This window comes from Streptomyces sp. NPDC048258, from assembly GCF_043201995.1.
In the GTDB taxonomy this organism is placed as follows: Bacteria; Actinomycetota; Actinomycetes; order Streptomycetales; family Streptomycetaceae; genus Streptomyces.
In genome coordinates this window covers 1-26,519 of sequence record NZ_JBICZH010000035.1, presented here as the reverse complement: position 1 = coordinate 26,519, position 26,519 = coordinate 1, and the positions used below count along the sequence as shown (strand labels likewise).

Genomic DNA, 26,519 nt, shown 5'->3' with positions numbered 1-26,519 from the left:
AGACACACCCACAGGAGGCGCCGCCGCCCCGGGCGACCGCTACTCCGCCCGGCTCATCGAGGGAACCGACAACGAGACAGGCGGCCGCCGCCTCAACGACATGTTCACCCTCAACCGCATCCTTGACGGCGACGCCTTCTACGTGAAGATCACTCCCTGACCCCGACGGAGACCATCGATGCCTCTCATCGCCGAGTACAGCACCGCCGCCCAGCCAGACCGCAGGATCGTGGAGGTCTACGACTCCGACGCGTACATCGGCGACGACGAGGCACTGAAACAGTCAAGGACCCAGGTGGTGGCCGGAAACGGCTACCACCTCTACCTGCACAGTCTCCAGCCCGACATCGAAGTAGATGTCGTCATCAGGATCTGGGACGCCCCACAACAGCCCCCGACAGAAGCCGAAGGCACCACAGCGGTATCCCTGGAGTCGGAGACAGGCCTCCTCGTCGTCAACCAGCTCACCTACGGGCCGGCAGGCGAAATGACCCTGCCACGCCCCGGCGTCTACGAGGGACACGTCGCCTGGAACGGTCGGGACGCAACCGCCGCCTACTACGAAACGACACTCCGGCGTGCCGCTGAAGAACAGTGGTGCCCGGAGCGGATCGGCGCGTCATGGAAACAGTGTCCGGATGCGGAGCAGTACATCCTTGACCTCTGGTTTGTTCGGGAATCCGAACCCGAGGATGACGAATAGACACAGCGAGAGCGACCCTGGGCGGCCACGCCGTCCAGCGGGTCGGCGGCCCTCTCACGGCGATGAGGCAACTACCGCTGGCTCTATTGGTGAGGATCGTGTTCTGGCACACCTTCCGCGAGGACGATCAACGAGGTTTCGCCACGGTGACGTCGCGTCATCTGGGACCTTGGTGTGGTGTGATGACCTCATAGTGGTGCTGTTTCCCGCACTTCAACGCGATTCTGGTCGAGCGGGTGTTCACAGAGCGCCAGGTGGTGCACATCGTGGCGAGAACCCTTGATGGCGTCGTCCGACTGACCGCAGCGTGCCAGCACAAGGCGCCCGCATCGGCGCCCCGCAGGCGGTCCAGGTCGCGTGACCGAAGTTCTCACCCGTTGCCCGGAATTCGCGGCAGCCCACCGCCTCTTCCGCAGCTTCGCCGAAATCCTCTCCACCCGCACCGGCCAGCACCTGAAGGACTGGGTCGTCAGCGTGCAAGCCGAGGAGCTTCCCGGCCTCCACTCTTTCGCCACCGGCCTGGAGAAGGACTGGGACGCCGTCGTCCAGGGCCTGACCAGCTGCTGGAACTCCGGCCCCAGTCGAAGGCCGGGTTGGCTGAGTACTCGGCTGGGGTTGCTGGTCTGGTGCGATGGCTTACGCATGCGGGTTCGGGCGAGGCTTCTGGTGTCTACTTGGCGTGCTCGGCGCGGCTCACATCCTCACCCACTTGCCCACCAAGACCCGGGCGTCCGAACGCCGTATCGCCCTCCCGACCGAATGCCTCCACTCCCTCAAGGAGCTCAGGGGACGGCAGGACAAGGAGCGATAGACAGCAGGGTCGGACTGGAGCGACAGCGGGCTCGTCTTCACCACGCCGACTGGCCGGCCTCTCGACTCTGCCAACCTCACCCGCCGCTTCCGCAGCTTCCTCGATCGGGCCGGACTCCGCCGGCTTCGTGATCAGAGCGCCGATCTGGCCACGCGTCCACAGCTGCCCTGAAAGCCCCAGCTCACAAGGGCGGTGATCCAGTACCGCCTGGCGCAGGGCCGCTTGCTCGGCCTCGGACAACACCTGATGCTCCCCCACGCGTTTGCCCCGCGGGCGAGCGGTCAGAGCATCACGGCCGCCGGCCTGCCACTTCACCCACCAGCCATCCACCGCCTTCAGCGAGACCTTGAACACCGCCGCCACCTCGTCGCGGTCCCAGCCCTCCACGAGCGCAGCCACCGCCCGCAGCCGCAACGCTTCCTGCGCCGACGGCGACAGATGCCGCGCGTCCCCCACCAGATTGCTCACACCACTACAACGACCCAGAACCCCAGCCGTTTCGGATCAATAGGCGCTACTACGGGGATTTGCCGGGGGGCATCTGGGAGGGGTCCACGCCTGACGTGACCTGGCTCCAGATCGCCAATACCACCGCGACCTGCGCCAGCAAGTAGGCCACCTGCACTGATACGTGGCGCATTTGGTAGACCGACATCAGTAGGTCGATGGGTGAGCGCCAGTAGGGGCGCTCGTGGGTGAACGAGATTACGTCGATTCTGATCCCCGTAATAGTGAGTACGAGCAGCAGAAGGGCGCAGCCCAGGTCAGCCACGCCTCTTGCTTGGCCGGTCAACGTAACTAAGCCCAAATGCACTAGGATGGGGGCGGAAAATGCGAGTGTGACGAATAGTGCTTTGGTCGGTCCTTGGCGGCCAGGCAATACGCGCCACAAGGCGCCAAGCAGGAAGCCGCCTGCCATCCAGGTAACCTGCCAGGCACCAGCATGATGCATGGCGGCCAGGAGCCCGACTCGTTGCTCCATCACGATGGCCCAGGAACCATCCTTGATTGACCACACCCAGAACATCACGCATGTGGCTGGCACCCCGAGCCAGCCGGCCGTGCGGGCGGTCTCGCGGGCGTTATCCCACCAGGAAGTGTGCGGTCCCCAACAGAGCACCACATCAATGGGGCTCACGCTCTGTGGTAGACGAACGCGGCTCGGCAATCCGGGAGGGCGAGCGATGGAAGGGGAAACTCTCCAACGATGCAGCCGGTCCAGCATGCGCTCAATCCTTGCCCGGTTGAGCACCTCTTCATCGTGCTGTCCTTTCTCCAGCCGCCTCAACTGCGCATGCAATTCGCGGTGGCGGCCAGCCGCCTGAAGAAAGTGAGATCGATCCTGAGGCGTCAGGAGCTCGTTGAGTCCGGTGTTCGATGAGACTACGCGGGTTAGGCGTGCATGGCGGACGCCGTAGCGCAGCAGCAGGGTGACAGCAGCCAGGTTGAGGAGCAGGCTCAACACGGCGGCCGGAACTCCCGCGTACCACCCGTAGACGGGGGCTACGGCCACCGGGAAGAACAGCAGGATGAGTAGCCAGTCCTGCTTCTTTGGGGCGAACGGCGAGGCGTCATGGGCCAGAGCCCTGGCGCGGAGGGCGAAAAGCAAGGCGAACGCGCTGATCACCCAGTTCGCACCCCACATCAAATCTGCCCAATTCAGGCCAAACCATACAAGAAAGTCAATGAGTTCGTTGGTGACGCCCTCATCGTATGAGACCCCCAACTGAGGGCTCTCGAACTTGGTGCTGCTCAGCCAAGAGATGCGCTCCCAAAACCGGTACGCGGCTATCAGACTCCATATCCCTGCGATGACGGACACCACTGCCAGCCCAAGACCAATTCCATGCAGCCGCATGCGGTGGTCATTGGACCTTCCCCACGATGCGGCCGCAATGCGCTGCAGGGCGGCGGCAACACCCAGCAGCCACAAGAACACCAAGGCGGCGGCCGCCGTGGCGAGCCAAAGCGAACCAATGCGCTCCGGCCAGAAGTCCGCGTTCTGGAATCTCCAAGGCAGTCCGAACCATGGCGGCCAGAGCACAGGCGATGCGCTCAGTACCGCGGCGGCGAGTGCGGCTACCGTGATGCTGCGCCGCGGCCGACCGAATGCGATCAGCGCCAGCCCCGTAAGGCTAACCACGAGCCATACCACCCGGTCCTGGTAGTGGTTCACCACAGGGTGGTCTACGAACTCCCGGGCCATCATGTACCCGGGCTGGACCAATGCGCCTTGCAGTGCGAGCAGAAAGGCGATCCAGGCTGCAGCCTTCAGCCCCCAGGCCGCTTTACGGCACCGGTCCGAAGTCGCTGCCCGCTGCAAGCGGCGCGCGGCCACCAGCATCAAGCCTGCAACAGCGATGTCCCAGGAAAACGCCTCGAGTAGGCGCCATGGGTAGCGATCTGCGGCCGCGTTCCAATGCTGCGGTGAGGGCGCTTCGAAGGCCAGGCTCGGCCAGCTCTGACTCAGCTCATCCCGCCACCGAAGCACCTTGCCTTTGTCGATCTCCCCAGGCGTGGGGGTCACCCATTGGGGCGCCTGGCCGCCGAGATCGACGGAGACCTCGCTCCACAAGGCCCGGGACAAAGCCGCAGGGGGAGTCAACCTCACGCGCCAGTTATCCGCACCGAAGTCCAATTTCCAGGGCCCCACATCAGTTCTGCCCTGACGGTCAGCCCATGTGTGCGCCCGGTACTCCACGCGGAGCCGACTACCCGCCTCACTAGTCACGGCAGGCTCTGTGGTACGCCACTCCTGGTCCCGGACCCACCACATGCTGCCTTCGTTCTCGTCAAGAAGGCAGCGCATGGCCGATCGGTACGCCTCGGTGTTCGGCGCCAGCGAAAGGGCGGGTGCCATGGCCCACTTCGTGGGAACGGTGCCACCAGACTGCTCGATACCTTGCTGAAGTCCGAACCGCGATGCCTGAAAGTCAACGAAGTACGGACCGTAGCCTCGGCGAGTTGGTCCGGCCGGCAAGGGTCCGTCGGGACCGCCAGCGCAGTCCCGGGGGTCAAGGCGATCGCTAACAGCAACCCCAGCGACAGCGTAAGCAGCCTCAACATGTCCGCAGCCTCCCCCCTGCGCGCGAACTTAACCTCGTGATTCGCGCTCTCCCTTACGGTTCGGTCCGCTATTGCTGGTGGGTGTAGCTCCGTCTCGGGGGCAGCTGATCTGGGGTGTTGCGACGACCGTTGACCAGCCCGGGGGTGTTGTGGTGGGCGGTGCTCGGTCGGGATATTCGCTGGTCGCCGCTTGTTGATGGTGGTCATACTGCCGCGATGGATCCAGTGACTCTTGAGACGGACCGTCTGGTGCTGCGGGCCTTCACACCTGCCGACGTGGATGCGGTGTACGAAGCCTGCCAGGACGAGGACATCCAGTTCTACACCCCGGTGCCGGTGCCGTACCGGCGTGCGGACGCGGAGGAGCTCGTCGGCGAGAAGCTGCCCGCTCAGTGGGCCGAGGACAGGGACTACACCTTCGGCGCGTTCCGCAAGGACACCGGCGCCCTGGTCGGCTCGTACTGCCTGACCCTCATCAGCCGCGGCGTCTGGGAGCTCGGTTACTGGGCGGTCAAGGAACAGCGCGGACGCCGGTACTCGGTGGAGGCCGCTCGGGCCCTGTGCGACTGGGGCTGGGCCACCCTCGACGTCCACCGCATCGAGTGGTGGGCCATGGCCGGGAACACCGGCTCGCGTGCCGTCGCCGAGAAACTCGGCTTCACCGTCGAAGGGACACTGCGCAATCGCAGCATCGCCAACGATGGCAAGCCGCACGACTGGTGGGTGGGCGGACTTCTGAGGCCTTGATGCTCGGGCCGGTGCTTGGCCGGCTGCGTTTGCTCGTTTGCAGGGAAGTTCCCAGCTCGGACAGTTCCCCGCAGAAGAGCCACACCCATTGATCATCGGCGGGCAGCCGTGACGTGGCAGTGGCCGCACGGGTTCTTCGAGTGTGACCAAGAAGTGGGCTCGTGCGGCCTTGACCCATCCTGCCTTCTGTGGCGTCTCGCGTGCGCATCTCGGCGATTTGGTCGAAGAGTTGGCCGATCTGTGGCTCGCCCGGTGCGAGTCGGAGCTTCGTGAGCGGCGTGGTGCCGAGCGGCAGCGGGAGGCCGGTGCCGGCCCGAAGCACGACCTGGTCTTCACCGACCGCCTGCTCGTCACCCTGGTCCACCTACGCACCGGGCTCCCGCACGCCGCGCTCGCCGCGCTGTACGACGTCGCCCGCTCCACGATCTCCCGCGCCATCGGGGAGATCCGCCCGTTGCTGGCCATGCGTGGCTTCGCAGTCCCCGACCACCCCGGCGTGCGACTTCGGACCCTGGCGGACGTGTTCGCCTACGCCGAGGCCGCGGGGATCCGGTTGCGGATCGATGGCGCCGAGACCCAGGTTCGCCGCCCGAAGGCAGGCAGGCCCGGACGGCGGGCCTTCGTCTCCGGCAAGAAGAAGCAGAACACCATCAAGACCACCACCATCAGCGACGGCCAGGGCCGTCTGCTGTGGTCGGGCGCGGACCGACCTGGCCGTATACACGACCAGACCGCGATGCGCACCGAGGGTATCGCCGAGCAGTGCCGGCTCCACCCGAAGGTGACGGCCGAGGTCGACGAGGGCTACCGGGGGCTGGCCAACGAGTTCCCTGACCAGATCAGCGCTCCTCCGAAGAAGCCGAAGGGCGACGCGCCGCTCGGCGAGCAGTACGCCTGGCGAGAGATGCGCCGACGGCAGTCCTCGGAGCGGATCTGCGTCGAGCACGCCAACGCCGAATTGCGGCAGTGGTGCCCGCTCCAGCGCTACACCGGCCCACGCGAGGACTACGCCGCAACCCACCAGGCGATCGCTTCGTTGGTTTCTGACCGTTCGGCTCGCCGACCGACCCGCCGCAAGCCGAGCACCGAGCTCGTGCTCGCCCGGCAGGCCGCCTGCTGATCTGGGCCACATCGACCACGCCCGCCGCGAGAGCCTTTACAAGCAACTCGCCGCCCGGGGCTGGCGGACCAACGAGCCTGTCGTAGTCCACCCCGAACAGCCCACCCTCGTCCGGGCCATGCTGGGCCGCAAGTACGGTGAGCCGCCATCCCTCCTCCAGGCGGCCGAAGACCTTGGACTGCACCCGGTCCTGATGCGCTCCCTCGCACCAGACGTTGTAGCCGACCCGGCCCCCCCGCCGGTCCGCCCCCGTGATCAGCCTCGGAGACCGCCGCCGCAAGGGTGCCCGTCTACAGGTCCTCTAACTTTCAGGCCGTCGTGACATCGGCCAGTCCGGCGCCCGGGAACAGGTCCACGCGCACGTCTGGCGGGAGTCGGATCTGCCGACGAAGTCCCTCAGCTCTTACCCACGCAGCCATGTACGGGACGGCAGGCCGTTCGAGGCCTGGATCCGATCCCGTACACCCCACTCACCACTACCCGAACGCGGCCCCGACCGGTGGCAGGTGGTGCGTGCGCCGGTGTTCCCCCGGCGTCCGTCCGTAGGCGCCGCGGAAGGTACGGCTGAAGCCGGCCGCGTCGGTGAAACCCCACCGCCTGCCCACCTCGTGCACGGGCAGGGCCCGGAGTCGCGGATCCACCAGGTCGGCCGAGCAGCGCTCCAGCCGGCGTCGGCGGATCGTCTGTGACACCGTCTCCTTCCGGTCCGCGAAGAGCCGGTGCAGGAGCCGCACCGAGATGTGGTGGCGGGCCGCGATCTGGCGTGGGGAGAGCGCGGGGTCGGCGAGGTTGCCCTCGATGAACAGATCGAGCCGCTTCAAAAGCAGTTGGTGCCGGGTGTGCGGCGGCAGCCGGTCCGCGGCGTCGACGTGGTGGGCGACGAACGCGGTCGCCAGGTCCCACGTCATGACGCCGAGGCGCTCCTCGTCCACGGAGGTCAGGGACTGCGCTTCCCGGACCACGGACGCGAGGTGACGGGCGAAGACCGCCGCGACGCCGCTCCCGGAGGGAAGGCCGTGTGCGAGGAGCCGGTCGACCTTGGCTCCGGGCAGGGGGAGGAAGGCCCGGGGCAGATGGAGGACCACGGCGCGGGCCGATCCGTCCGGCTCGCCCGCGGACTGGCTGTCGTAGGGGAGCGATGAACTCCACACGTTGAAGTCCCCGGGCCGCAGGAGGGTTTCCTGGCGGGCCTGGGACACTCCCATGGTGCCGCCAAGCAGCAGCGTCAGCTCGTACGTCTCCGGGTCGGACCGGCGGATCAGGCGGGCGGTGCGCTGCGAGCGCAGGCCCGCGTAGGACAGGGTGGTGATCCGCGCAGCCCCCAGCGACAGCACCTCCATGCTCCCGGCGAAGCCGGCCCGGTCCTCGCTCGTCACGTGGGTGGCACCGGCCCCCTGGCTGACGGCCTCCCGCCACCATTCGAACCGGTCCTCGGTCGGCAGGTCCGCCGTGTCGTAAACCGTCAGTCCCATGGAATCCCCCCTGGCCTCCGCCGGGCGATGCGGAGGGTCCTCAATCCTGGGGAGGGCGCCGCCTGCCGTCCACGCGGCTCCGCGCCGCGCGGCTTGATCCGGATCCTCCCGGTTCGGGCAGGCGGAAGGAGCCCTCGGAGCCGACGGACGTCGGCAGCTGCCCTGCGGGCCACCGGAGCGGAAGGCATCGACGGCCTCCGGGGACCGGGGGCGAGCCCCGCCGCGTCCGGCGCGTTCTCACCAGGACGGGCCCGCCGCGCGTGCACGGAGGACCAATGGCGCGTGCACCGTACGCCAATGACCGCGACCGGGCCGCGGCGGCAGACTTCCGAATGTCGCGAAGGCGGCGTACCACAAGAAGGGACCGGGGTGGGGCAGATGTCCAGCGAGGGGGACGCAGTCGGAGGGCCGCCGCAACCGGCGGGAGGGCCGGACGGGCCACGAGAACCACGCGAACGCCGGGCACCTGGGCCACACCGGGGAGGCCCCCGATACCGGCGGCGGATCCTGCTCGCGGTCGCGGTCCTGGGCGTCACGGGCATCGTCGGGGCCGGGGCTGCCGCCACGGGGCACGGCGGCTCGGCACCGGTACGGGCCGTGGCCCACCGGACGGCGTCCCCTGCGGGGGAGCCGCTGCGCGAGGTGACGGAGCCGGAGGCGGACCTGCTGCACGCGGCCGAGCAGATCCTGCTCCGCGACTGCATGCGGGACCGGGGCTTCGTGTACGAGCCCGTGCCCCGACAGCCGGTACCCGACGCCCGGGACTTCCCGTACGTCGTCGACGACCCGGAATGGGCCCGCCGACACGGCTACGGCAGCGACCTCGACCGCAAGAGGGAGGAGATCAGCACCGAGGGGGTCAACGAGCGGTACTTCAGGAGCCTGCCGCAGGAACGCAGGGCCCCCGCCATCGCGGCGGCCAACGGCTCCCGGCCGGACGGGCTGACCGCCCGGGCGCCGGACAGGCTGAAGATCAGCCGCAGTCCCGACGGGTGCCAGTCGCAGGCCGAGCGCGGCCTGTACCCCGACCTGGCGGCCTGGTTCCAGGCACGGGTCACCGTCGACTCGCTGCCGCCCCTGCGGGGCGGGCAGGTGATCGCCGACGGCGAATTCCGCGGTGCCACGCGGAAGTGGTCCGCGTGCATGAACGCCGCCGGGTACGCGTTCCAGGACCCGGCAGCCGCACGGGCCGCGCTGCCCCCGCCGGACAAGCCCCTCCCCCGGGAACGGGAGGTCGCCATGGCGGTGGCCGAAGCCGACTGCGCGCGGTCCTCGGGCCTCGCGGAGACCGCTGCGCGGCTCGACCGGAAGTACGACACCGAGCTCCGTGAGAAGTACGGCCACGACGTCACCGCCTGGCTCCGGTTCCGGCTCGACGCACTGCCCCGGGCCCGCGCCGTCGTCGAGGCCGACGCCGAGCGGTGAGCCCGACCGCTGCCGCGCACACCATCGTCCGAACCATCAGCTGAGGGAGAACCATGAAGTCCGTGCGAACGGTCCTCGTCACCGCGGCACTTGCCGCGCTGGCCGTCACGGCCACGACCTTCACCGCCCACGCCGCCGACTCCCCGCCCGCGGGGCAGACAGCCGCCGTCCCCAACCCGCCGACCGGCCGCCTGCACGCGTACTACGACTACTGGTACCAGAACGAGTGCGGATCCTGGTCGGGCAGCGCGGCGTCCTGGGGCGAGTGCAAGAACAACGCCGCCTCGCTGTGGAACCTGCGCTACCCGGGCAGCCTCGACGACGTCTGGGTGTACTACAACAGCAACTACGGCGGCGCCGGGCGCGGGGTCTACAACGGGGCCGGCCTTCCCGACCTGCGGGACTGGAGCTTCGGGCCCGGCGGCTCAGGAGCGGGCCAGTCGCTTTACCACAACATCGCGTCGCACCGTGTGGTCAACCTGCCCTGACCCTGGGCAGGCTGGGTGTCACGCCACGGCCGCAGCACACACCGGTGTGCCGCGGCCGTGGCGGGCGCGCCGTTGCGCTCGACGTCGGTGCGCAGGATGGCGAACTGCTCCCCGCATCCGCCGGGGTGAACCCTCTCGCACCTGGTACTTCAGGGCCGGCGCGTCGCCGGATTTCCCGTTCCTCGGCCACGACGCGCCCCTGGGAAGAGTGCCCGGGGCGCCGTAGCGGGAGCATGGTGCCCGTGTCGAGCTCCCACGCGTTCTCACATTCGGTCTCGCCGAGGCCACGAATGGTGAGGGTCGTGGCGGCGATGGTAGCCCAGCCGAGGTCCGAGTCGATCTCGGGTGTCCTGTGTTGCAGTCGTGCGACGACAGTTCGGTGTACCGCAGTTCCCGCTCGGGGTCGTACTGCCGTCGGTAGCCCAGGACCAGCACGGGCGGCGTGTCCGGCAGGGAGGCCAGCAGCCGGGTCACCGGGACGGTGACCGGCCGGCCCGCCATGGGGCGGTCGTCGAAGCCGGTCGCACACGGGAGGCTGTCGAGCCTCAGCGCGTCCAGTTGGCGGAAGCCGATCGAACCGCCACGCCAGGGCGGGTCGGTGCCCCACCGGGACACGTACCGGAATTCGCCCGGTTCCCGGGCCGCGGGCAGCACACCGAGCGACGCGCCGTCGCCGTTGCTCCACCAGGAACGCTCGAACCTTGGGCCGGGTCCAGCCAAGCGTCTGCTTGAGCAGTCGGAACGTGTGCTCCACTTCGAAGCGCCGCAGGAACCCTGCCAGCACCGGTCGATGCCCTGCGCGGCGGCGCCGGTGCCGGACCACCACAGCCAGACGGGCTTGTTCACCTCACCGCTGGGCAGTCTCGCGACCGCCAGGCGGATCACGGTGCACTCGATGATCGGCAGCGGACCCTCGTGGTCGAGCCATGCGGCCCTCCGGTCAGCCGGGGGTGGAGCCGGTCCCAGGCCTCTGCCGTCGCGGTCCCGTACCGGTTGGTTTGGGTGAGGGTCACCGCGGTGGCTTCACCCAACACCTCCACGGGCAGGTCGGCCAACAGCTGGGCGGTGCGGAGAGCGTCGTAGCCCGCGTCGAGTACGACCGGAACCTAGAGTCCCCCACCCGCCACTGGCCAGCGGGCGGGGTGGTCCGCCACGGGGGCCCGTATGCCGGGGCGGGCGAGGACTGTGTGTGCAAGCGGCACGACTGCGGCGGTGTCGTCCCGGTGGGCTGTTGTGCAGAGCACGGGGACGAGGTCGGCCCGGTGCTGGAGTGGCACGTCGAAGGTGGGATCTACTGCGCGGCCCTGACACGGAACAGGGCGGTAGCGGCTACACGCGGCTGACAGGCCATCTGTGGTGTTGCCTGTGCCCTGGCGGGCGGGAGTCTGCTGGGGCACTCGCTCGGGCGGACCTGCGTTGTGCCGGGCCGTGAACCGGGAGCTGATGCCAACATGGCAACTGGTCCTGCACAATCGCTCCATGCTGCGACGCCGCCAGCCGGTTCAGAACAAGGACGTTGCCCGGACGATGCGGAGTTTCTTCTCCCAGCTGTCTTCGGATGAGCGAGGTGATCCTGAGCGAGTTGCCGTGCGCTACGGGAGCCGCATGTGAGGGCGCGCCGGATCCAGACTGACGGACCAGAAGAATGTCTCCCGGTCCCGCTATTACGTAGGGGTGTCTGCTGACATTGCCGCATTTGAGGACTTGGCGAAACGAGTGACTCTGGTCGCCGACACACTGCTCTTGTCCGGTGACTGGAACAGCAGCTTCCATGAGGTGGCTCGCGACTCGCCCGTGCGGCGGGGGGGCCGAGGACGTCCTATACGGGGACTACTACAACTCCAGCACCTTTGGCGGGGACCTGGGCTCGCCCCCCAGAGGTGAAGAGGCGGCCGAATACAGACGCATCATCAACAATCACCCGGCCAGGTTCATCGGCATCCACAGTCCCGACCTTGCCGCGCTCGGACGCTGGCTTCTGGATTCGGAGCCACTGCTCAAGGCTGGTCTGGCTTGGTGCCTCCCCAACTACTCGACACGGGATGGCCAGGTCGTAGAGGGCAACACCGATCACACGTCCCTCACGCAACCCGAACAGTTTCCTCCATCGACTACCTCATCCGTGACGGCCGGGCGATCGACGCGTCCGGCGCACACCCGATCAAGAGCCGTATTGTCCGGCCAATTCTGGAAATAGAACTGCCCTTCATTGACGGCGTAGGGCTGAGGGACTTCAGTGACATCACAATTTCCGAATTCAATAACTATGCGGACTTTCGGACCTTTCTGCGGAAGTCACTTCTCGAATTGGACGATGCAGTCAACGCAGTGCAGTCCGAGCAGGCCCTGATGAAGATCGCAGCTGACATCGAGCAGGAGCTGCACAGCATGAGGGCGGCGGCCTCTGGGCGGTCATCGACGCCGCCACAAGCAACGGCCCAAGAGAACTCAAGGAGAACCGTTGGCACTACGTCTGGGCCTTGTCTCACAAAGCCCAGACGTTGAACTGAGCCGAGCCATATCCCCTGAGAGCCTCCAGACCCACTGGGTGACATGGTGCAGGAGCAGGTAGGCGCTTCCACCCTCCAGAGCGTGGACCAGCTGCCCGGTGCGATGCGCCGGTTTGGTGTCAGTGGGGTGCTGGCAGTGATAGGCCGTCAGCCGGGTGTGTTTGTGCTGGTGGTGTGGCGAGGGGTGTGATCGCCACTGACACGGAAGTGATGTCCGGGCGGGTTTCACTGTCATGGCGTGGCACACCTGGCTTTGTCGCCGAGATCCAGTAGCGATTGTTGGTCAGTGCCGAGGACGGTCTGCGGCCGACAGAGTCGATGTTGCCGAGTTTCGGGCTCTGGCACAGATCTTGGGGAGTCGTCGCGGAGCGTTACCCCGTTGTTCGATTGCGAGGAGACGGTTCGCGTGAGACCGCGTACGCCTTGTCGTCCGTCCGATCAGAACTGACGCTCCGTCAGGTGTCTGCCTGCCGCTGCTGCGCTCGATTGTGGGCGGTGATGGTGCTGGTCATGCAGACCGATGCACCGTTCTGGGCTTCGCTGGTGTTCGAGGGGGATCGAGGATGTGGATGTCGAGGCGGTCGCAGCCGCGCTCGGCACGGTCGAGGTGGTGGCGAGAGGGCGTGCGGCCGGGGCTGCATGCGGACTGCGGCTCGTTCTCGGGCCGAGTCCACGACCGATACCAGCGCAGGCTGAAAGATCTTCCGCTCGCTGAGCAGGGCTTCGTGATCCGGCTGACGGTCCGGCGCTTTGACCCCTACAAGCCCTACCTGGAAAGCCGGTTCACTGAGGGATGCACCAGCGTCACCCGCCTCCACGGTGAGCTCCTCGCCGACAATGCGCCGGTCACTTACCAGATGGTCCGGGCCCACATCGCGACCCTCCGCAGGACTCCGGCCGACGCGGCACCGCTGCCGCCGTCGGTGCGGCAGGTGACCGGCTGGCTCACTCGCCACCCCACCGCCTTGACCGAAGATGACCGCGCCGGACTGAAGGGCATCCTTGCCCGCTGCCCTGAACTTGACACGGCCTCCAGGCATGTCCGCGAGTTCGGCGAGATCCTCACCGGACGCCTCGGCGCCACACTCCCCACCTGGATCGATGCCGTCGACGCCGGCCAGCTACCCGGCCTCACTGGCTTCGCACTCCATCTACTCCGGGACCTCGACGCAGTGACAGCCGGTCTCACTCTCAACTGGAGCTCCGGCAGTATCGAGGGAGCCGTCAACCGCATCAAGAAGATCAAGCGGCAGCTCTATGGCCGAGCCGGATTCGAACTTCTCCGAAAGATGATCCTGCTCCAGTAGCACTACGAGACGCTCCCCAAGAGCTGCGCGAGAACCGAGAAGTACTGCGCAGGTCAGATACCTTGCAGACATGACCAGAGTGTTGCCTACTGACGTTGCTCACGTACTGGACACCGTTTTGAGCATGGTGGTGGACCCAGGTCTCGCGCTGCATCGGCAGATGCGGCATCTCCGACTGGAGAAGTGCTGTGCGTGCGGCTGCGGTTCGACGTACTTCAGTCTCGATGCGGACGGTGTTTCACCCGCACCCGCACCCGCGCTTACGGGCACGCAGGTGGTGGCCGACATGGAACTGTTCGGCGCGGACGGAGAGACCGCCGGCGAGGTTCTGGTGTTCGCCGAGGACGGGTATCTGGCGTGGCTTGAGGTCTGCTCTTGGAACGAAGACACCTTCACACTGATCGACGCACACCGGATCCTGTGCCCATGCGACCGATGAGTGCCGGATGAGCGACCAAAGTGCACTGAAACAGAGGGCCCTGGGCTCGTGACCCTCCCCCTGCAATCGAACATCGAGGCAACACTCCGCGACCGCTCCCCAAGATCTGTGCCAGAACCCGCTGGAGATGAACAAAGCCAACCGCTTCCGGGGGCGCCCGTTGACGTCGAGTGTCCCGTCCGGTGGCGGCGGCGACATCAGGTGTGCAGGCGGCTGTTGGGGCCTTCCTGGTCACCGGCGCTCTCGTCGTTGAACCAGTAGTCACCGGCAGCCAGATACCGGAAGGAGTGGGTGCTCTCGCTGGGCAGCTCGACCGTGACGGCCCGCTTCCCGTCCTTGCGCGGCCGCAGGGTGTGCACGCCGGGCTGCCAGTCGTTGAAGTCGCCGACCACGCTGACCGGCCCGGGCGGGGTGTCCGCGGGAAGGATGAAGGTGACCTCGGTGCGGTCCTTGCGCAGCGTGCGCTCCAGCATGGGAATCGACTCCTGAACGGCGCGGGCGGGTGGGGCTGCGCCCATCCTCGGCACCGCCCCGAGCCCGCATTCCGACGCATCTGTCTCGGGCTGCGGAATCACCCTCCCGCCACGATCCGTATCCGAAATGGTGAGAACTGTGACGCTACGTGTCAGCGTGGCGGGAGGAATCCGCACCCCACGCATCAAGGAGTCGCCGTCATGGGCGGTACGCAGAACAAGCGCCAGGAGCCGGGCAAGGGGCGCGAGGAACAGCAGCGCCCACAGCGCCCCGGCCAGGACCCGGTCCACCCCCAGCCCGGTCAGCCGTCCCGCGGCAAGAGCCCCGACGAGAACAAGCGGCGCCGCGAGGAAGACCCGCTTCGCGACGAGAGCGACTTGCGCAACGAGGACTTCTGAGCAGAGCGGCACCCCACGCACGCAGAGCCCGGCCAGGCGCCCCGTAGTCACCCCGGCCGGGCTCTGTCACGCCCCGCTCTGCCCGGCCGCCGCCGTGAGCGTTCCGGAAGCGCAGAAGCACACCCGTTCAGCCGCGCTTCCTGTGCCGGCGAATCCATGCGGACGGCCCGGACAGCGGCGGACATGGCGTGGAGCCCCGGAAGACGACAGCCCGGGACCCCACACTCAGCTGACCCGCGCCTCGGGGATGCTGAACAGCCGCCAGAATGCCCGCAGCTCCGCCTGCGGCCCGGGGCGGCTCGCCGTAGCGCGGCCAGGCCACTGCACCCCCGCCCTGCCGCCCAGCCGATCCCCACCTGTCCGGCATCGCTGCCATCTCCAAGTGACACAGCGGGGTGTCCAGTGTCGGACCGGGCTGGCTGGCGAGCAAGCCTTCTTGACGCGGGTGTGGAGGAGTTGAGATCGGTCTGCTATTCGGCGCGGTGGGGTTTGTGGGCGGTGACCTGCAGTCGTGCCTGGGTGGGGAGTTGGGCCCAGCCGGTGGATTGGTGGGCGCGTTCCAGTGGGCCGTGGCACAGGGCCTGCAGGATGGAGCCGGGCTCGCTGCCCGGGGTGAGCGTCAGAGTGATGCGGACCTCGGGATGGTTGGCCCGGCCGGTCATCTGCACCCGCGCTTGCTGGACGCCGGGCAGTTGGCGCGCGTCGGCGGCGATCGCGTCGCTGAGGGCGTGGTCGTGTAGTTCCACACCGTCTGTCGGGGGTGTTCCGATGGACATGCGTCCTGGGCGGGTTCGGCGCAGTTGCTCCAGCAGCCACCACAGGGCGAGCGGGACGATGACGGCCAGGGCAGCGATCACCACGGGCCACCACCAGCCCTGATCGGTCCAGCGGGTGCGGTCGGCGGCGCTGAGCAGGACGGTGTGCGGGGTGCTCAGGGGCCATCCGTCGGGTGGCGTCAGGTGCCAGCGCCGGTAGAGATCGAGGCCACCCGCGAGGACGAGGAGGCCGCCTGTGAGCAGGACGATGCCTGCCAGAGCCAGCAGGATCCGGTTGATCACGGATTGCCTCTTCATGGCTTCGTCTCCCGCCTTCTTCTTGCCGGTTCGAGTGTCCGCAGAACGGTCAGTTGCGGCGCTGGCGTACGCGGACGGTGAGCCTGGGCAGGTGGACCAGGGCGAGCCGGTCACGTTGCTCGTGCAGAACGGCGGTGAGGTCGGTCTTGACCTCGCCGGGGTCGCGGAAGCGTATGTCTGCGCGAGCCTTGATGCGGTGTCGTCGCACCCGGATCCTGGCCCGGCTGACGCCGGGGACGCGCATGGCGGCATCCCGCAGCATCAGGGCGGCGGCGTCGCGTTCCAGCACGGCCCGCACCTTGCACTGGCCGGCGGGGGCGTTGAGTGGCAGTTGGTGGCGCAGGCCGGGGGTGAGCGCCAGGATGATCAGCCAGAGGCCGAGGGCTGTGGTGAGGGCGGCGCCGGTGAGCGTCCAGATGTCGTCCAGGGGGCGGGTGGCCAGTTCGTGGGCGAGGCGGGTGCGCCAGGCGGCGGCGGGGTGGCCGGCCCGCACCATGGAGATGTCGAGCAGCAGGAGCACGGTGCCGGCCGCGATGACGAGGGCAGCCAGCGCGGCGGGTATCCGGCGTTCGGACCACAGGCGGCGCGAGGGGCGCCTGCCGTCGTCCGCTGTGCTGCTGTGCTGGGGTTGCGCGGCGTCTGGCGGTTGTTTGGCCAGCGTCGACACCGTCAGGGGGGTGGCCGCTCGGGTGGTGGCGGGTTGCTCCGTCTCTGCGGGGGGTTCTTGGTCCCGTGTCATGCCCGCTCTCCTTCCCGGTGGGGGTGCTGGCCTGGTTCATTGGACTCGTCTGTGCTCCAGGCCGCCGGAGGGAACCAGGTGCTGGATGGTCAAGGTGACCTCGGTGACGCGCATCCCCGTCAGCTGGGCCACTCGCTCGCCGACAAAGTGCTGTACCTCGCGGGACGCGACGGCGATGTCGATCGGGTAAGGCAGGTCCAGCGACAGGCCCAGCCGGGCCGATCCGCCGCTGACCGCGACCGTCGAGCGGGGGGCGGCGAGTCCCAGGCGTGCGGGGGTTGCGCCCGTCTGGGCGGTCAGTGCCTCCCGCGCGGCGCGGGCCGCGATGCGGGCCACCACCTTGTCGGGGATCACGGTCGCGCCGCGCTCGGCCGCCGGCACACGGGCCAGGGCTGTGTCCCCGGCTTCGCCGGGTGGAGAGCCCGGTGGGCGGGCGGAAGCAGCGGGCTGCGTGGTCACCGTCGGTCCCGGGGCCGGACAAAGTCGGACACGTCGACGTCACCCTGCAGGATGCGGCCGGCGACCAGGCCCACCGCGCCCAGGGCTGCCACGAGCAGGAAGGCCCAGAAGCCGCCGAAGTAGCCGGCGAAGCCCAGGGCCATACCTGCCAGCAGGCCCACCGTGGCTGTGCTCATCTCACTCACCCCTGTTTCACGTCGATCGGTTTTCCCTGCCCCTTGCGGTGCCCGCACCGGGGCAGGAGCGAGGGGGGTCACTGCACGCGGCCCTCGGTCTCCTCCCGCTCGTCCTCCTCATCGGGCAGGTGGACATCGTCGACGGTGATGTTCACCTCGACGACTTCCAGGCCCGTCATGCGTTCCACGGCCGTGATGACGTTGGTGCGGACGTCGCCCGCGACGTCCACGATGGACACGCCATACTCGACGACGACGTCGAGGTCTACGGCTGTCTGGCGCTCGCCCACTTCGACCTTCACTCCGCGGGTCACGCTGGGGTGTCCGCCGGGTACCCGGTCGCGGACGGCGCCGAAGGTGCGGGCCATTCCGGCGCCGAGGCTGTGGATGCCGGGCACCTCGCGAGTGGCCATTCCTGCGATCTTCTCCACCACGCTGTCGGCGATGGTGGTCCGCCCGCGCGTTTCGGGCGGGGCCCCGGCGCCGGTGCGGCCCTGCAGCGTCTTGCCTGCGGTGCTGGGCTGGCTCTCACCTGGTGTGGGGCGGCTGGTGGTTTCCGACATGAGGACCTCCCGAGGATGTCCATGCGGGTCCGGTGCGGTGCTCGTCGAAGGATTGGACGCACCACAGCCGCAATCCTCACACCGTTGGCGTGATGGGCATCACATAGAATCGAAGGGTGCGTGCGGACGCCGGGACGGCGGTCCCGGAAGGAAGCGAGCGGTGGATGCGCGACCGGACCAGGCCCTCGCCCCCACCGGCTACTGACCGCCCGCAGGAGGGTCCTGCACCGCCGCATACCGCCGACGCCTCAGCCGGCCCGGGCACTTTCACCGATCTGACAGACAGGCTGCTGACCGTACGGGCCTGTGAAGGGGATGACGACGCGTTCGCCGTCCTGGTCCGCCGTCACAGCAGCCCTCTGCTCGCGCTCGCCCACCACCTCCTCGGCAACCGGGCGGATGCCGAGGACGCCGTCCAGGACGCATTTCTCGCCGCCTGGCGACAGCTGCCGGAGTTCCGCCACAGCGCCTCTTTCGGCACCTGGATGTACCGCATCGTCACCAACCGCTGCCTCAGCACCCTGCGCCGCCGCCCCCGCGCTCTCCCCCTGGACACCGTTCCCGAACCCGCAGCCCACGATCCGGGAAGCTCACCACCGCGCGTCGCCGAGACCGACGCGGCCACGGCCGCCCTGGCGGCGGCACTTGGCGAACTCAACCCCGAGCAGCGGGCCTGCTGGATCCTGCGGGAACTGCACGGCCTGCACTACGAGGAGATCGCACACGTGACCGGGACCAGCGAACAAACGGTGCGGGGCAGACTCTTTCGCGCACGGCACGCTCTGCAGGAGGCGATGCGCCCATGGCGCTAGACGAACCGCACCCCACCTCCGGCGGCGAGCCGCCGGCCGAAGACATTGAAGCAGCAGGCGCTCCTCTGTTTCCTGAAGCGGAGCTCCTCGCCGGCGATGAGCTGCTGCCCTGCGGACGCCCGCTCAGCCGCGCCTGGGAGCAGGCACGCGACACGGCCGCCACGCCAGACCCGCACACCGCCTCCTGCCCCTCCTGCCGACAGGCCGTCGAAGGGCTGACGGCACTGGATGAGGCCACCCGCGCCCTGCGTGCCCAGGCACGGCCCAGTGGACACGGCCTCGCCGACCGAGTGATCAGCGCGGTCCGGGCCGAGGTGCGGCTCGGCGCGATGCTGCCGCTGGACGACCCCGCCCTGGACCTGCGGATCGCCGAGAGTGCCGCAGCGAAAGTCCTGCGCAAGGCTGCCGACACCGTGCCCGGCTCCCGCGCCGCCAGCTGCCGCCTCACCCCCACCGGAAACGGCAACGGCACTGCCGTGCACGTGGCCATGACCCTGGCCACCGCCCTCGATCAGCCGCTGCCCGAGCAGGCCGCCCAGGTACGTCGAGCAGTCCTCCATGCCGCGGACCACGTGCTGGGTCTGGCCGTCGCTGACGTGGACCTGGAGATCGACGCCGTGCTGGACCCCCCCGACGCGTCCGGTGGCGGGACCACTGAACGGGGCGGACAGCGATGACCTCCATGAGAAACCGAGACATCCACCAGACTGCTGCCCGGGCTGCCCTCGACGTTCCCGGTGTGTCCGCGCTCCAGCCGGGCCTTGCCGACCGGCTGGCCGCCGTGGCCTCCCGCGCACAGCAAGCCATGGGAGCCGCCTCCCTTCCTGGCGAGGCCGGCATCCGGGCCGAACACACACCCGAAGGCGGCTGGCACGTAGAAGTACGCTGCGTCGTGCACGAGGACCGCCGCGTCCTGGACGTCGCCCAGCAGGTCCGCGAACACGTCTGGACCGCCATCACCGCCCACCTGGCCCAGCACGGCACAACCGCACCGGTCACCGTCCTCGTCACGGTCACCCGCACTGTGTGAACGAGGGCCATCCAGCAGACCGGTCGCCGCTAGCGAGCCTGAAGAAGTGGATCGACCCGTCCAAGACGTGCACTGGCGTACGTCCCCCAGGATCTGGATGACCTGGCAGCGCGGAGCATGGATGGGAAGTGGGCTGCTGCGCCCCCGATCGGCACTGTTCCACACCCTCACCAGCGCCTACTTCGGGGACGGCGACCGGGGGTCTGCACTGGAGCTCGCCCGATGAGCGGTGCGACCCTCGCACGTTCCCGGCCATGGGTTCAGCGCTGGCGGACGGCACCACCCTTGGGGACGTCGGGCACCTGGAGCAGATCAGAACCTGGTGCGGCCGGCGTGTCTGGTGGCTGCTGGCCCCGCTGGCGCGCGTCCTGCCGAGAGCTGGAGAGCTACTGACCGTGCGGGCCCTCGCAAGGTCGGTTGACGCAGGCCCCGACACGTACGGCTGGGCCGGCTACCGCGTGCTGGCCGACGCCGCCGTACAGGGATCGCCCAGACCGGGGGTCGGCGGCCAGCAGCTCAATGATCAGCACGGTTTTTCGCATGTCATGCCTCGTTACCGAGTCGCAGGCCCTCCCGCACCGGGCCTCGGATCGGGTCTGCGGGCGCGAGGCGGCTCAATCCCGCGGAACAGGTCGTTGGACTCCATCCGGTGTTGGGCACCCCATGCGAGGCCCGAGCCTGTGGCCTGCACTTCCGGCCCTGCCTCCCCTGGAGGTGGGGGAGGCAGGAGCGCTCAGGGCGTGTGCCCTGCGGCTGGTTCAGAGGATGGCGTGATCTGCTGGCTCCGGCATTGTGGTGGCTCCTCGGAGGTCAGCGGCCTGTGGTGGTCAGTGCTTGCCGTGGTGGTCGGCCTTGTGGTGGTCGGTCTTGTCACCGCCGCCGTTGTTGATGCAGGTGTTGCCGAAGGCCGGATTGAGGAGGCCGATGACGCTGACGGTGTTGCCGCAGACATTGATCGGGATGTGGACGGGCACCTGGAGGACGTTGCCGGACAGGACGCCGGGGGAGCCGATGGCAGCGCCTTCGGCCGTGGCGTCCGCGGCGGCCATGCCGGCGCTGCCGGCGAGGACAGCAGCGGCCGCGGCGGTGACGGCTACGGCCTTTGCGATACGCGACATCAAGATCTCCTCGAGAAGTGGGCCTGCCGCAGGGAGTACGGCAGCTGCTCCCGTCCAACAGGACGAGCCAGTGGCCGGTTACGGGGATTCGGCCGGATCGGTGACCTCTGGCCCCGGCAGGGCGGGTGGTGTCCGGTGTCCGCAGACAGGGAGCCCTTTCAGCGGGGCTGCTCCAGGGTGAGGAGGCCTGCGGCAGTTGACGACACTCGATTCGTGCTGCACACGCTCTTCGGACGATGCGCCAGGACCTCGGACGGGCCGCGCCTGCCCCGCTCCACCGGAGCTCGCGTTGCGGAGAGCGCGCGGTTGACCATACGCCGACCGGTGATCTTGACAGGGTCTCAGCTAACGACCGCTGTGCCGCGAACTTCCGGCAGGGAGCAGCGAGGAGCATCATTGATGGCCATTGGAAGAGCGGCCAGGTGCCGTTTGGCGGCGTTCTGGGCATGACTGAGGTCGGAGCGGCGGTAGCGCGTTGGGGGACGGCGCGGCGGCTACGGCGGAGGACCGGGGGGCGGTAGATGACGGTCGAGGAGCTCGTGGCAGCAGTGGTCGCCTTGGCGATCGTGTCTGCGAAGAGGCTGGGTGCCGGTCTGGCGGATCGCGCGATGGAGGGTGTGGAGCAGTCGGTGGGCGACCGGCTGGGGCGGCTGTACCGGTGGGTCGCCGGACGGCTGCCCGGTGAGGAGGGCGCGGCTCTGGTCGATGAGGCGGGCCGTTCTCCGGCTGCACAGGCTCTGCTGCGACGGCGGCTGGTACTGGCTCTGGGTGAGGATCCTGCAGGCGTTGAGGAGCTGCGGGTGCTGCTGTCGCCGCACGCGCCGGTCCTCGCCCATGGCGATTTCCTTCTCCCGGAATCGTCCGGAATCCCGCGTCAGCTGCCGCTGGCGGTGGCGGATTTCACCGGTCGCGGCCAGGAGTTGGCGCGGCTGGTGGAGGCTGCTGAGCGTGCGGGCGGGGGCAGGGTGTGCCTGGTGCACGGTCCGGGCGGGGTCGGCAAGACGGCTGTCGTGGTGCAGGCTGCTCATCGGCTGATGCCGTCTTTCCCCGACGGCCAGCTTTTCGTCGACCTGAACGGGGTGGAGGAACGTCCTGCTGCCGTGGGCGAGGTTCTGGGCGACTTCCTGGTGGCTCTGGGAGTAGCGCGCGGCAGAATCCCCGACGATGAGGCTGGACGGACACGGCAGTTCCGGACGGAGTTGGCCGACCGGCGTGTCCTGATCATTCTGGACAACGCGGCCAGTGAACAGCAGATAGGTGCGCTGATACCGGGTGGGTCTTCGTGCGCTGTACTGATCACCAGTCGCCAGGGCCTTGCCACGCTGGCCGTGGATGAGCGCGTCGCATTGTCGGGGCTGGACGAGGGCACCGCCTGGGATCTGTTGAGACGGATCGGCGGCGGGGACCGGGTGGACGAGGACCCCGAAGCAGGTCGCGACGTGGTCCGTCTGTGCGGCGGGCTCCCGCTGGCCCTGCGCATCGCGGGAGCGCGGCTGGCCACGTTTCCCGCCCGTACTGTGGGCTCCTTCGCCCGCGATCTCGCCGACGACCACCGGCGGCTGGATGTGCTGAGCCTGGGCGAGCGCAGCGTGCGCGCGGTCTTCCGCGCTGGTTATCAGGCGCTCCCGTCGTTGCAGCAGCGTGCGTTCAGGCTGGTGTCCGCCCTGGACACTCCCGACCTGCCGGCCTGGGCGCTGTCGCCTTTGCTAGACGTGAACGCCGATACGGCCGACGCGTGCCTGGAGGGACTGCTGCTGGCGCATCTCGTGCAGGCTCGCCGCGGCGAGGCAGGCGGCCAGCGCATCGTGCTGCACGATCTCGCGCGCGGGTTCTCCAAGGAGCGAGCGGCCGAGCAGCCGGCGGACGAGTCCGACAGCGCCGTGCGGCGTCTGCTGGGTGCCCTCCTCAGCGCGGCCGACGCAGCCGACACGCAGCTACGGCCGGCCGGTGCCCGGCACAGCGGCCGTGACGGGGCGGTCCGCCGTCCGCCGCCGGACGACGCTGTGGCGGGTGATGTGGGGGAGGCCGTCGAGTGGTTCGAAGCCGAGCGTGTGGTGCTGGTGGCAGCTGTCGCCCATGCTCACGCTCGCGGGTGGTGGGAGCTGTGCTGGGAGATCACCGACGCGATGAGTATCGCTCTTGAGCATCAGTGGCGCTGGGACATCAGCAGCCAGGTCCATGAGCTTGCTCTGGACGCGGCAGACCGTCTGGGGGATGGCGGGGCCCGTGCCGCGCTGCTGCGCAACCTCGGCGAAGCCTTGCGTGACGGCGGCAGTGACGTGGGCAGGGCCGCAGAGTGCTTCAGCGAAGCGATCGCTCTCTTCCACAGCTCGGGCGACGCACACGGCGAAAGCGATGCCCTGGGCAACCTGGGAATCCTGCAACGCCAGCAGGGCGAGCTGCGGGAAGCGGCGCGAACGCTCACCGCTGCCGAGAGTCTCTTCAGGGCCCTGCCGCTTGAACGCGGACTGGCCTGGACCCTGCGGGAAAAAGCGGTGATCAGCCGACACCACGCTCACTACAACCAAGCCCTCGCTCAACTCGACCAAGCGCAGGCCCTGTTCGCCTCCAACGAGGAACCCCGCGGTATCGGGTGGATTCTGCGCACCCGCGCCGACACCGAGAAGGAGAGCGCGGTGGGCGGCTGCCCGCTCCCTCGCCGCTGGTACGCAGGCCCCTGGCCCGGGTGCCACATCACAAACCCTCCCGCACAGGATCCGCGGTGGGCCGCGGCCCGCACCCACTACGAGCACGCTGCCCAGACCCTGCACGCTGTTCGGGACCACCGCGGGCACACCTGGGCCACCCTGGGGCTGGCCGACATGGCGCTCTACGAGGGTGACCACACCGCCGCCGAACTGATCAGCCGTGCGCTTCAGGAGACCGACGCCTGCGGCGACCATCGAGGCCGCAGCAGGGCACTGACCGTGCAAGCCCTGCTGCACGCCGAGGTAAACCGCCTCAGCGACGCCATCACGCTGGCAGAACAAGCCCTCGCCGGCCCCCGCGACCACGTCGGCGCCGCTCAGGCCAGCTTCCGCCTTGCCCGTCTCTACGGCGCCGCCGGCCGGCATCACGACGTCCTTCACACCCTCCAGCAGTCCCGAACCCACTACCACGCCGCCGGCATGCCCTTCCCCGACCTTGCCGACACCGAACTCTGCAGGACACTCAACCGCCCCGTGCCACGCGCCCGTCGCTTCCGCCGCCATCAGTGATTCCTGCGGCTTGACAGACCGCATTAGGAATCAGTGGGCTCCTTCAGCGTGGCCACTGATGAGGTGACCGACGGCGGCATCCGCAACGGACAAGGCTCCTATGCCGTCGAGAGAGGTGTTCGACGTCTCAACTCATTGGCACAGGATCCTTGTTGGTTCCCTATCCTGCCGCACTCGACCTGCCTCATGCCCTGGTCGAGTGGGTCACCATGCTCATCGTTACCCGAGAGGGTGACCGCCGCTGCAAGCTCCCACCGCACCAGCGTGCCCTCGTCGGCCTGGTGTACCTGCGGCGGCACGACACCCTCGCCCAACTCGCCGCCGGCTTCGGCATTTCCGTTGGCACCGCCCACGCCTACACGGCAAGCGTCATCGACCTGCTCGCCGACCGGGCCCCCGGGCTCCGGCGGACTCTGCGCGAAGCCGACCCCGACTACGTCCTGCTGGACGGCACCCTCGCGGAGTGCGACCGGGTCGGCGACAGCCGGGCCGACTTCTCACAAAAACACCGACGCCACTGGGTGAACGTCCAGGTGGTAACCGATCCAGCAGGACGACTGCTGTGGATCTCGCCCGCACTGCCCGGCCGTGCACACGACCTGACCGCGGCCCGCACCCACCGGATCATCCGAATCTGCGAACGCCAGGGCATCCCAGTCCTCGCCTACCGCGCCTACATGGGAGCCGGCCCATGGGTGACAACACCCACCTTGGTACGCCTCCGCCCAGCACTTCAGTCCCGCTGCGGCGAGCGCGTCGACGATGCCATGGCTTCGGGCCGCGGTTAGGTCGTGGGTGGCTCCGGGTAGGGCCGGGGAAGCCCAGAGCAGTCAGCCGAACGGGTTGGTGAGGACCTGCACGTTCATGCCGTGCCGCTTGTGTTTGCCCGAGTAGTAGGGGGTGTCTGCGGCGATCCGGTCGGTCGGCAGCAGGGTGCCGTCCAGGATCACGAACGCCTTCGCCCGGGCCGTCTCCATCGCCTCAGCGCCTGCGAGGCCGGGCTGTTGGGGGTCAAGGGCTGCACGTAACGACGAAGCTCCTGGTAGACGGGTTCTCGACCAAGATCACCCGTGTCCGCCAGGAGCTTCTCGTGCTTGTCTACCCATCCTCGATCGATCTGTCCAGCAGCACCCTGCGGTACCTGACCGAGCAGCTCGCAGTTCGGCAACGGGAGTTCGGTACGCGGTGGCGACGACTGCCCGCCGGCCGTCAGGCCCTGCTCGCACTGGCCCACTTGCGGTGCAGCGACACCTACGCCCAGCTTGCCGCCGGATTCGGAATCGGCATCGCGACCGTCTACCGGTACATACGCGAGGTCATCGAGGTCTTGGCCGCTCTCGCACCGACCCTGGCACGAGTAAGCCCGAAGTGCTCGGGTCAGTGGTCGTAGGCGATCAGTGAGCGGGTGGTGGCTGTTCCCGTCTGCCGGTTGTGCCAGATGGCCGCGGTCAGCGTGAGGATGCGTTGGCCGACGCGGGCCAGGACCCCGGCGGGGGTCCTGGCGCCGTGGCGTTCGAGGTCGAGCTGCCCTTTGAGGGTGTCGTTGACCGACTCGATCAGTTGCCGGATCGGCTTGAGCAGGTGTTCGCCGCGCCGAGGTTTGCGGTTGCGGTAGCTGGGCCGCAGCAGGGCAAGGCCGTGCCCGGTCATGAAGGCGTCGAGGTGTTCGGAGACGTAGCCTTTGTCACCGATGATCGTCTGCCCGGGGTGCGTGGCCAGCAGGTCCCGGTCACCCGTGAGCATGTCGGCGAGGACTTCACGTTCGTCGACTTTGGGGCTGGCCAGGGCCCAGGCGATGGGCAGGCCGCCGGGTGTGCAGATCAGGTGCAGCCGCAGGCTGAGGCTGCTCCTTTGGAGTGGACACCCTGACAATGGATCTTGATGGTCCAGGGAGGGATGCCCAGGTGGGACGCAAGTCTCCGTATCCGGAGGAGTTCAGGAAGGATGCCGTCGCGCTCTACCGCGCTGCGGCCGGCACGCGGACGTATGCGGCCGTGGCCGGGGATCTCGGTGTCACAGCGGAGTCCTTGCGGACGTGGATCCGCAAGGACGAGTCTCAGGCCGTGCCCGCCCGCCGTGATGCCGGTGTGGGTGAGGCGGAGGAGCTGGCCCGGTTGCGGGTGGAGAATGCCCGCCTGCTGAAGGCAGAGAAGGAATGGCAGCTGGAGCGCGAGATACTGCGCCGGGCGGCCGCCTATTTTGCCCGGGAGGTGAAGTGAGCCCCCGCCGCTGGGACTTCATCTCCGAGAACGGCGCCGACTTCGGCGTCAAGCGGATATGCAGGGTCCTGGGCGTCTCCCGCTCCGGTTACTACCGGCACCAGGCCAGTGCCGGGGCCCGCGCCGAGCGAGCCGCCGAGGAAGCGCGGACG

The 26,519-nt window shown here is 68.5% G+C and carries 22 protein-coding genes and 6 pseudogenes; 16 read left to right on the top strand and 12 right to left on the bottom strand.

Annotated elements, in window-relative coordinates; translation table 11 throughout:
* The first annotated feature begins 178 nt into the window (after positions 1-178).
* Both ACGFYQ_RS39235 and ACGFYQ_RS39230 read left to right on the top strand, forming a co-directional pair.
* A complete protein-coding gene (locus tag ACGFYQ_RS39235; protein WP_393751712.1) occupies positions 179-703 on the top strand; it encodes a hypothetical protein in 525 nt (174 codons plus the stop codon).
* 700 nt (positions 704-1,403) lie between these two features.
* A pseudogene (locus tag ACGFYQ_RS39230) lies at positions 1,404-1,643 on the top strand (site-specific integrase); the annotation flags it as partial.
* Here the strand turns inward: ACGFYQ_RS39230 and ACGFYQ_RS39225 are convergent.
* Positions 1,638-1,922: pseudogene (locus ACGFYQ_RS39225) on the bottom strand (helix-turn-helix domain-containing protein); the annotation flags it as partial. The pseudogenes ACGFYQ_RS39230 and ACGFYQ_RS39225 overlap by 6 nt on opposite strands.
* A gap of 109 nt (positions 1,923-2,031) precedes the next feature.
* A complete protein-coding gene (locus tag ACGFYQ_RS39220; RefSeq protein ID WP_393751710.1) occupies positions 2,032-4,494 on the bottom strand; it encodes a DUF6185 family protein in 2,463 nt (820 codons plus the stop codon).
* A gap of 302 nt (positions 4,495-4,796) precedes the next feature.
* Here ACGFYQ_RS39220 and ACGFYQ_RS39215 point away from each other — a divergent pair, with 302 nt between their 5' ends.
* Entirely contained in the window at positions 4,797-5,327 is a 531-nt protein-coding gene (locus tag ACGFYQ_RS39215; RefSeq protein WP_393751708.1) for a GNAT family N-acetyltransferase, read from the top strand.
* Positions 5,328-5,469: 142 nt separating this feature from the next.
* Positions 5,470-6,447 (top strand): transposase family protein, encoded by a 978-nt coding sequence (locus tag ACGFYQ_RS39210; RefSeq protein ID WP_393751706.1) that lies wholly within the window; start codon positions 5,470-5,472, stop codon positions 6,445-6,447.
* Positions 6,448-6,923: 476 nt separating this feature from the next.
* Here the strand turns inward: ACGFYQ_RS39210 and ACGFYQ_RS39205 are convergent, their stop codons facing one another.
* Positions 6,924-7,919 carry a helix-turn-helix domain-containing protein gene (locus ACGFYQ_RS39205; RefSeq protein WP_393751704.1) on the bottom strand — a complete coding sequence of 332 codons (996 nt, stop codon included), beginning with the start codon at positions 7,917-7,919 and terminating at the stop codon, positions 6,924-6,926.
* Between the two features lie 597 nt (positions 7,920-8,516).
* Between ACGFYQ_RS39205 and ACGFYQ_RS39200 the strand changes: the two genes are divergently transcribed.
* The 4 genes from ACGFYQ_RS39200 to ACGFYQ_RS39185 all read left to right on the top strand — a co-directional run bounded on the left by ACGFYQ_RS39200 (position 8,517) and on the right by ACGFYQ_RS39185 (position 14,088).
* Positions 8,517-9,344 carry a hypothetical protein gene (locus ACGFYQ_RS39200; protein ID WP_393751702.1) on the top strand — a complete coding sequence of 276 codons (828 nt, stop codon included), beginning with the start codon at positions 8,517-8,519 and terminating at the stop codon, positions 9,342-9,344.
* Between the two features lie 53 nt (positions 9,345-9,397).
* Positions 9,398-9,832 carry a hypothetical protein gene (locus tag ACGFYQ_RS39195; RefSeq protein ID WP_393751700.1) on the top strand — a complete coding sequence of 145 codons (435 nt, stop codon included), beginning with the start codon at positions 9,398-9,400 and terminating at the stop codon, positions 9,830-9,832.
* Between the two features lie 3,133 nt (positions 9,833-12,965).
* Entirely contained in the window at positions 12,966-13,649 is a 684-nt protein-coding gene (locus ACGFYQ_RS39190) for a transposase (RefSeq protein WP_393751698.1), read from the top strand.
* Between the two features lie 70 nt (positions 13,650-13,719).
* Entirely contained in the window at positions 13,720-14,088 is a 369-nt protein-coding gene (locus ACGFYQ_RS39185) for a hypothetical protein (RefSeq protein ID WP_393751696.1), read from the top strand.
* Positions 14,089-14,285: 197 nt separating this feature from the next.
* Here the strand turns inward: ACGFYQ_RS39185 and ACGFYQ_RS39180 are convergent, their stop codons facing one another.
* Positions 14,286-14,561, bottom strand: coding sequence for an isoamylase early set domain-containing protein (locus ACGFYQ_RS39180; RefSeq protein ID WP_383912943.1), 276 nt, complete (start codon positions 14,559-14,561; stop codon positions 14,286-14,288).
* A 201-nt stretch (positions 14,562-14,762) separates the two neighbouring features.
* Here ACGFYQ_RS39180 and ACGFYQ_RS39175 point away from each other — a divergent pair, with 201 nt between their 5' ends.
* On the top strand, positions 14,763-14,960 hold the full coding sequence (locus ACGFYQ_RS39175; RefSeq protein ID WP_393751693.1) for a hypothetical protein: 198 nt from the start codon (positions 14,763-14,765) through the stop codon (positions 14,958-14,960).
* 470 nt (positions 14,961-15,430) lie between these two features.
* Here ACGFYQ_RS39175 and amaP read toward each other — a convergent pair whose 3' ends face one another.
* The 5 genes from amaP to ACGFYQ_RS39150 form a co-directional block, all read right to left on the bottom strand.
* On the bottom strand, positions 15,431-16,033 hold the full coding sequence (gene amaP, locus ACGFYQ_RS39170) for an alkaline shock response membrane anchor protein AmaP (protein WP_393751691.1): 603 nt from the start codon (positions 16,031-16,033) through the stop codon (positions 15,431-15,433).
* A 49-nt stretch (positions 16,034-16,082) separates the two neighbouring features.
* The gene (locus ACGFYQ_RS39165) at positions 16,083-16,772 is read right to left on the bottom strand and encodes a DUF6286 domain-containing protein (RefSeq protein WP_393751689.1); all 690 of its coding nucleotides are present in this window, start codon (positions 16,770-16,772) and stop codon (positions 16,083-16,085) included.
* A gap of 36 nt (positions 16,773-16,808) precedes the next feature.
* Positions 16,809-17,231, bottom strand: coding sequence for an Asp23/Gls24 family envelope stress response protein (locus ACGFYQ_RS39160; RefSeq protein ID WP_393751687.1), 423 nt, complete (start codon positions 17,229-17,231; stop codon positions 16,809-16,811).
* Positions 17,228-17,407: a hypothetical protein gene (locus ACGFYQ_RS39155; protein ID WP_393751685.1), complete on the bottom strand. Its 180-nt coding sequence runs from the start codon at positions 17,405-17,407 to the stop codon at positions 17,228-17,230. The genes ACGFYQ_RS39160 and ACGFYQ_RS39155 overlap by 4 nt, the downstream gene beginning before the upstream one ends.
* Positions 17,408-17,484: 77 nt before the next feature.
* Positions 17,485-17,970, bottom strand: coding sequence for an Asp23/Gls24 family envelope stress response protein (locus tag ACGFYQ_RS39150; protein ID WP_393751683.1), 486 nt, complete (start codon positions 17,968-17,970; stop codon positions 17,485-17,487).
* 116 nt (positions 17,971-18,086) lie between these two features.
* Here ACGFYQ_RS39150 and ACGFYQ_RS39145 point away from each other — a divergent pair, with 116 nt between their 5' ends.
* The 3 genes from ACGFYQ_RS39145 to ACGFYQ_RS39135 are packed head-to-tail and all read left to right on the top strand — an operon-like array spanning position 18,087 to position 19,812.
* Positions 18,087-18,782, top strand: a complete 696-nt coding sequence (locus ACGFYQ_RS39145) for an RNA polymerase sigma factor (RefSeq protein ID WP_393751681.1) — start codon at positions 18,087-18,089, stop codon at positions 18,780-18,782.
* The gene (locus ACGFYQ_RS39140; protein ID WP_393751679.1) at positions 18,773-19,459 is read left to right on the top strand and encodes a hypothetical protein; all 687 of its coding nucleotides are present in this window, start codon (positions 18,773-18,775) and stop codon (positions 19,457-19,459) included. The genes ACGFYQ_RS39145 and ACGFYQ_RS39140 overlap by 10 nt, the downstream gene beginning before the upstream one ends.
* Before the next feature lie 5 nt (positions 19,460-19,464).
* Positions 19,465-19,812, top strand: a complete 348-nt coding sequence (locus tag ACGFYQ_RS39135; protein WP_393751677.1) for a hypothetical protein — start codon at positions 19,465-19,467, stop codon at positions 19,810-19,812.
* An 827-nt stretch (positions 19,813-20,639) separates the two neighbouring features.
* On the opposite strand, the gene ACGFYQ_RS39130 is transcribed toward ACGFYQ_RS39135, so the two are convergent.
* Positions 20,640-20,930 (bottom strand): chaplin, encoded by a 291-nt coding sequence (locus tag ACGFYQ_RS39130; protein WP_393751675.1) that lies wholly within the window; start codon positions 20,928-20,930, stop codon positions 20,640-20,642.
* Positions 20,931-21,451: 521 nt separating this feature from the next.
* Here ACGFYQ_RS39130 and ACGFYQ_RS39125 point away from each other — a divergent pair.
* On the top strand, positions 21,452-24,148 hold the full coding sequence (locus tag ACGFYQ_RS39125) for an ATP-binding protein (RefSeq protein WP_393751673.1): 2,697 nt from the start codon (positions 21,452-21,454) through the stop codon (positions 24,146-24,148).
* A 152-nt stretch (positions 24,149-24,300) separates the two neighbouring features.
* Positions 24,301-24,852 (top strand): annotated as a pseudogene (locus ACGFYQ_RS39120) (transposase family protein); the annotation flags it as partial.
* A 3-nt stretch (positions 24,853-24,855) separates the two neighbouring features.
* On the opposite strand, the pseudogene ACGFYQ_RS39115 reads toward ACGFYQ_RS39120, so the two are convergent.
* Positions 24,856-25,131: pseudogene (locus ACGFYQ_RS39115) on the bottom strand (transposase family protein); the annotation flags it as partial.
* 107 nt (positions 25,132-25,238) lie between these two features.
* On the opposite strand from ACGFYQ_RS39115, the pseudogene ACGFYQ_RS39110 reads away from it, so the two are divergent.
* Positions 25,239-25,502: pseudogene (locus ACGFYQ_RS39110) on the top strand (transposase family protein); the annotation flags it as partial.
* Between the two features lie 23 nt (positions 25,503-25,525).
* Here ACGFYQ_RS39110 and ACGFYQ_RS39105 read toward each other — a convergent pair.
* Entirely contained in the window at positions 25,526-26,020 is a 495-nt protein-coding gene (locus ACGFYQ_RS39105; protein ID WP_393751671.1) for a transposase, read from the bottom strand.
* Between the two features lie 32 nt (positions 26,021-26,052).
* Between ACGFYQ_RS39105 and ACGFYQ_RS39100 the strand changes: the two are divergent.
* Positions 26,053-26,519 (top strand): annotated as a pseudogene (locus tag ACGFYQ_RS39100) (transposase); the annotation flags it as partial.

What these genes read in the sequence shown, in the direction of transcription:
- ACGFYQ_RS39125 (WP_393751673.1), top strand. Translation starts at nt 21,452, where the DNA reads ATGACGGTCGAGGAGCTCGTGGCAGCAGTGGTCGCCTTGGCGATCGTG.
- ACGFYQ_RS39215 (WP_393751708.1), top strand. Translation starts at nt 4,797, where the DNA reads ATGGATCCAGTGACTCTTGAGACGGACCGTCTGGTGCTGCGGGCCTTC.
- ACGFYQ_RS39205 (WP_393751704.1), bottom strand. Translation starts at nt 7,919, where the DNA reads ATGGGACTGACGGTTTACGACACGGCGGACCTGCCGACCGAGGACCGG.
- ACGFYQ_RS39140 (WP_393751679.1), top strand. Translation starts at nt 18,773, where the DNA reads ATGGCGCTAGACGAACCGCACCCCACCTCCGGCGGCGAGCCGCCGGCC.
- ACGFYQ_RS39195 (WP_393751700.1), top strand. Translation starts at nt 9,398, where the DNA reads ATGAAGTCCGTGCGAACGGTCCTCGTCACCGCGGCACTTGCCGCGCTG.
- ACGFYQ_RS39235 (WP_393751712.1), top strand. Translation starts at nt 179, where the DNA reads ATGCCTCTCATCGCCGAGTACAGCACCGCCGCCCAGCCAGACCGCAGG.
- ACGFYQ_RS39150 (WP_393751683.1), bottom strand. Translation starts at nt 17,970, where the DNA reads ATGTCGGAAACCACCAGCCGCCCCACACCAGGTGAGAGCCAGCCCAGC.
- ACGFYQ_RS39130 (WP_393751675.1), bottom strand. Translation starts at nt 20,930, where the DNA reads ATGTCGCGTATCGCAAAGGCCGTAGCCGTCACCGCCGCGGCCGCTGCT.
- amaP (WP_393751691.1), bottom strand. Translation starts at nt 16,033, where the DNA reads ATGAAGAGGCAATCCGTGATCAACCGGATCCTGCTGGCTCTGGCAGGC.
- ACGFYQ_RS39165 (WP_393751689.1), bottom strand. Translation starts at nt 16,772, where the DNA reads ATGACACGGGACCAAGAACCCCCCGCAGAGACGGAGCAACCCGCCACC.
- ACGFYQ_RS39155 (WP_393751685.1), bottom strand. Translation starts at nt 17,407, where the DNA reads ATGAGCACAGCCACGGTGGGCCTGCTGGCAGGTATGGCCCTGGGCTTC.
- ACGFYQ_RS39185 (WP_393751696.1), top strand. Translation starts at nt 13,720, where the DNA reads ATGACCAGAGTGTTGCCTACTGACGTTGCTCACGTACTGGACACCGTT.
- ACGFYQ_RS39180 (WP_383912943.1), bottom strand. Translation starts at nt 14,561, where the DNA reads ATGCTGGAGCGCACGCTGCGCAAGGACCGCACCGAGGTCACCTTCATC.
- ACGFYQ_RS39175 (WP_393751693.1), top strand. Translation starts at nt 14,763, where the DNA reads ATGGGCGGTACGCAGAACAAGCGCCAGGAGCCGGGCAAGGGGCGCGAG.
- ACGFYQ_RS39135 (WP_393751677.1), top strand. Translation starts at nt 19,465, where the DNA reads ATGAGAAACCGAGACATCCACCAGACTGCTGCCCGGGCTGCCCTCGAC.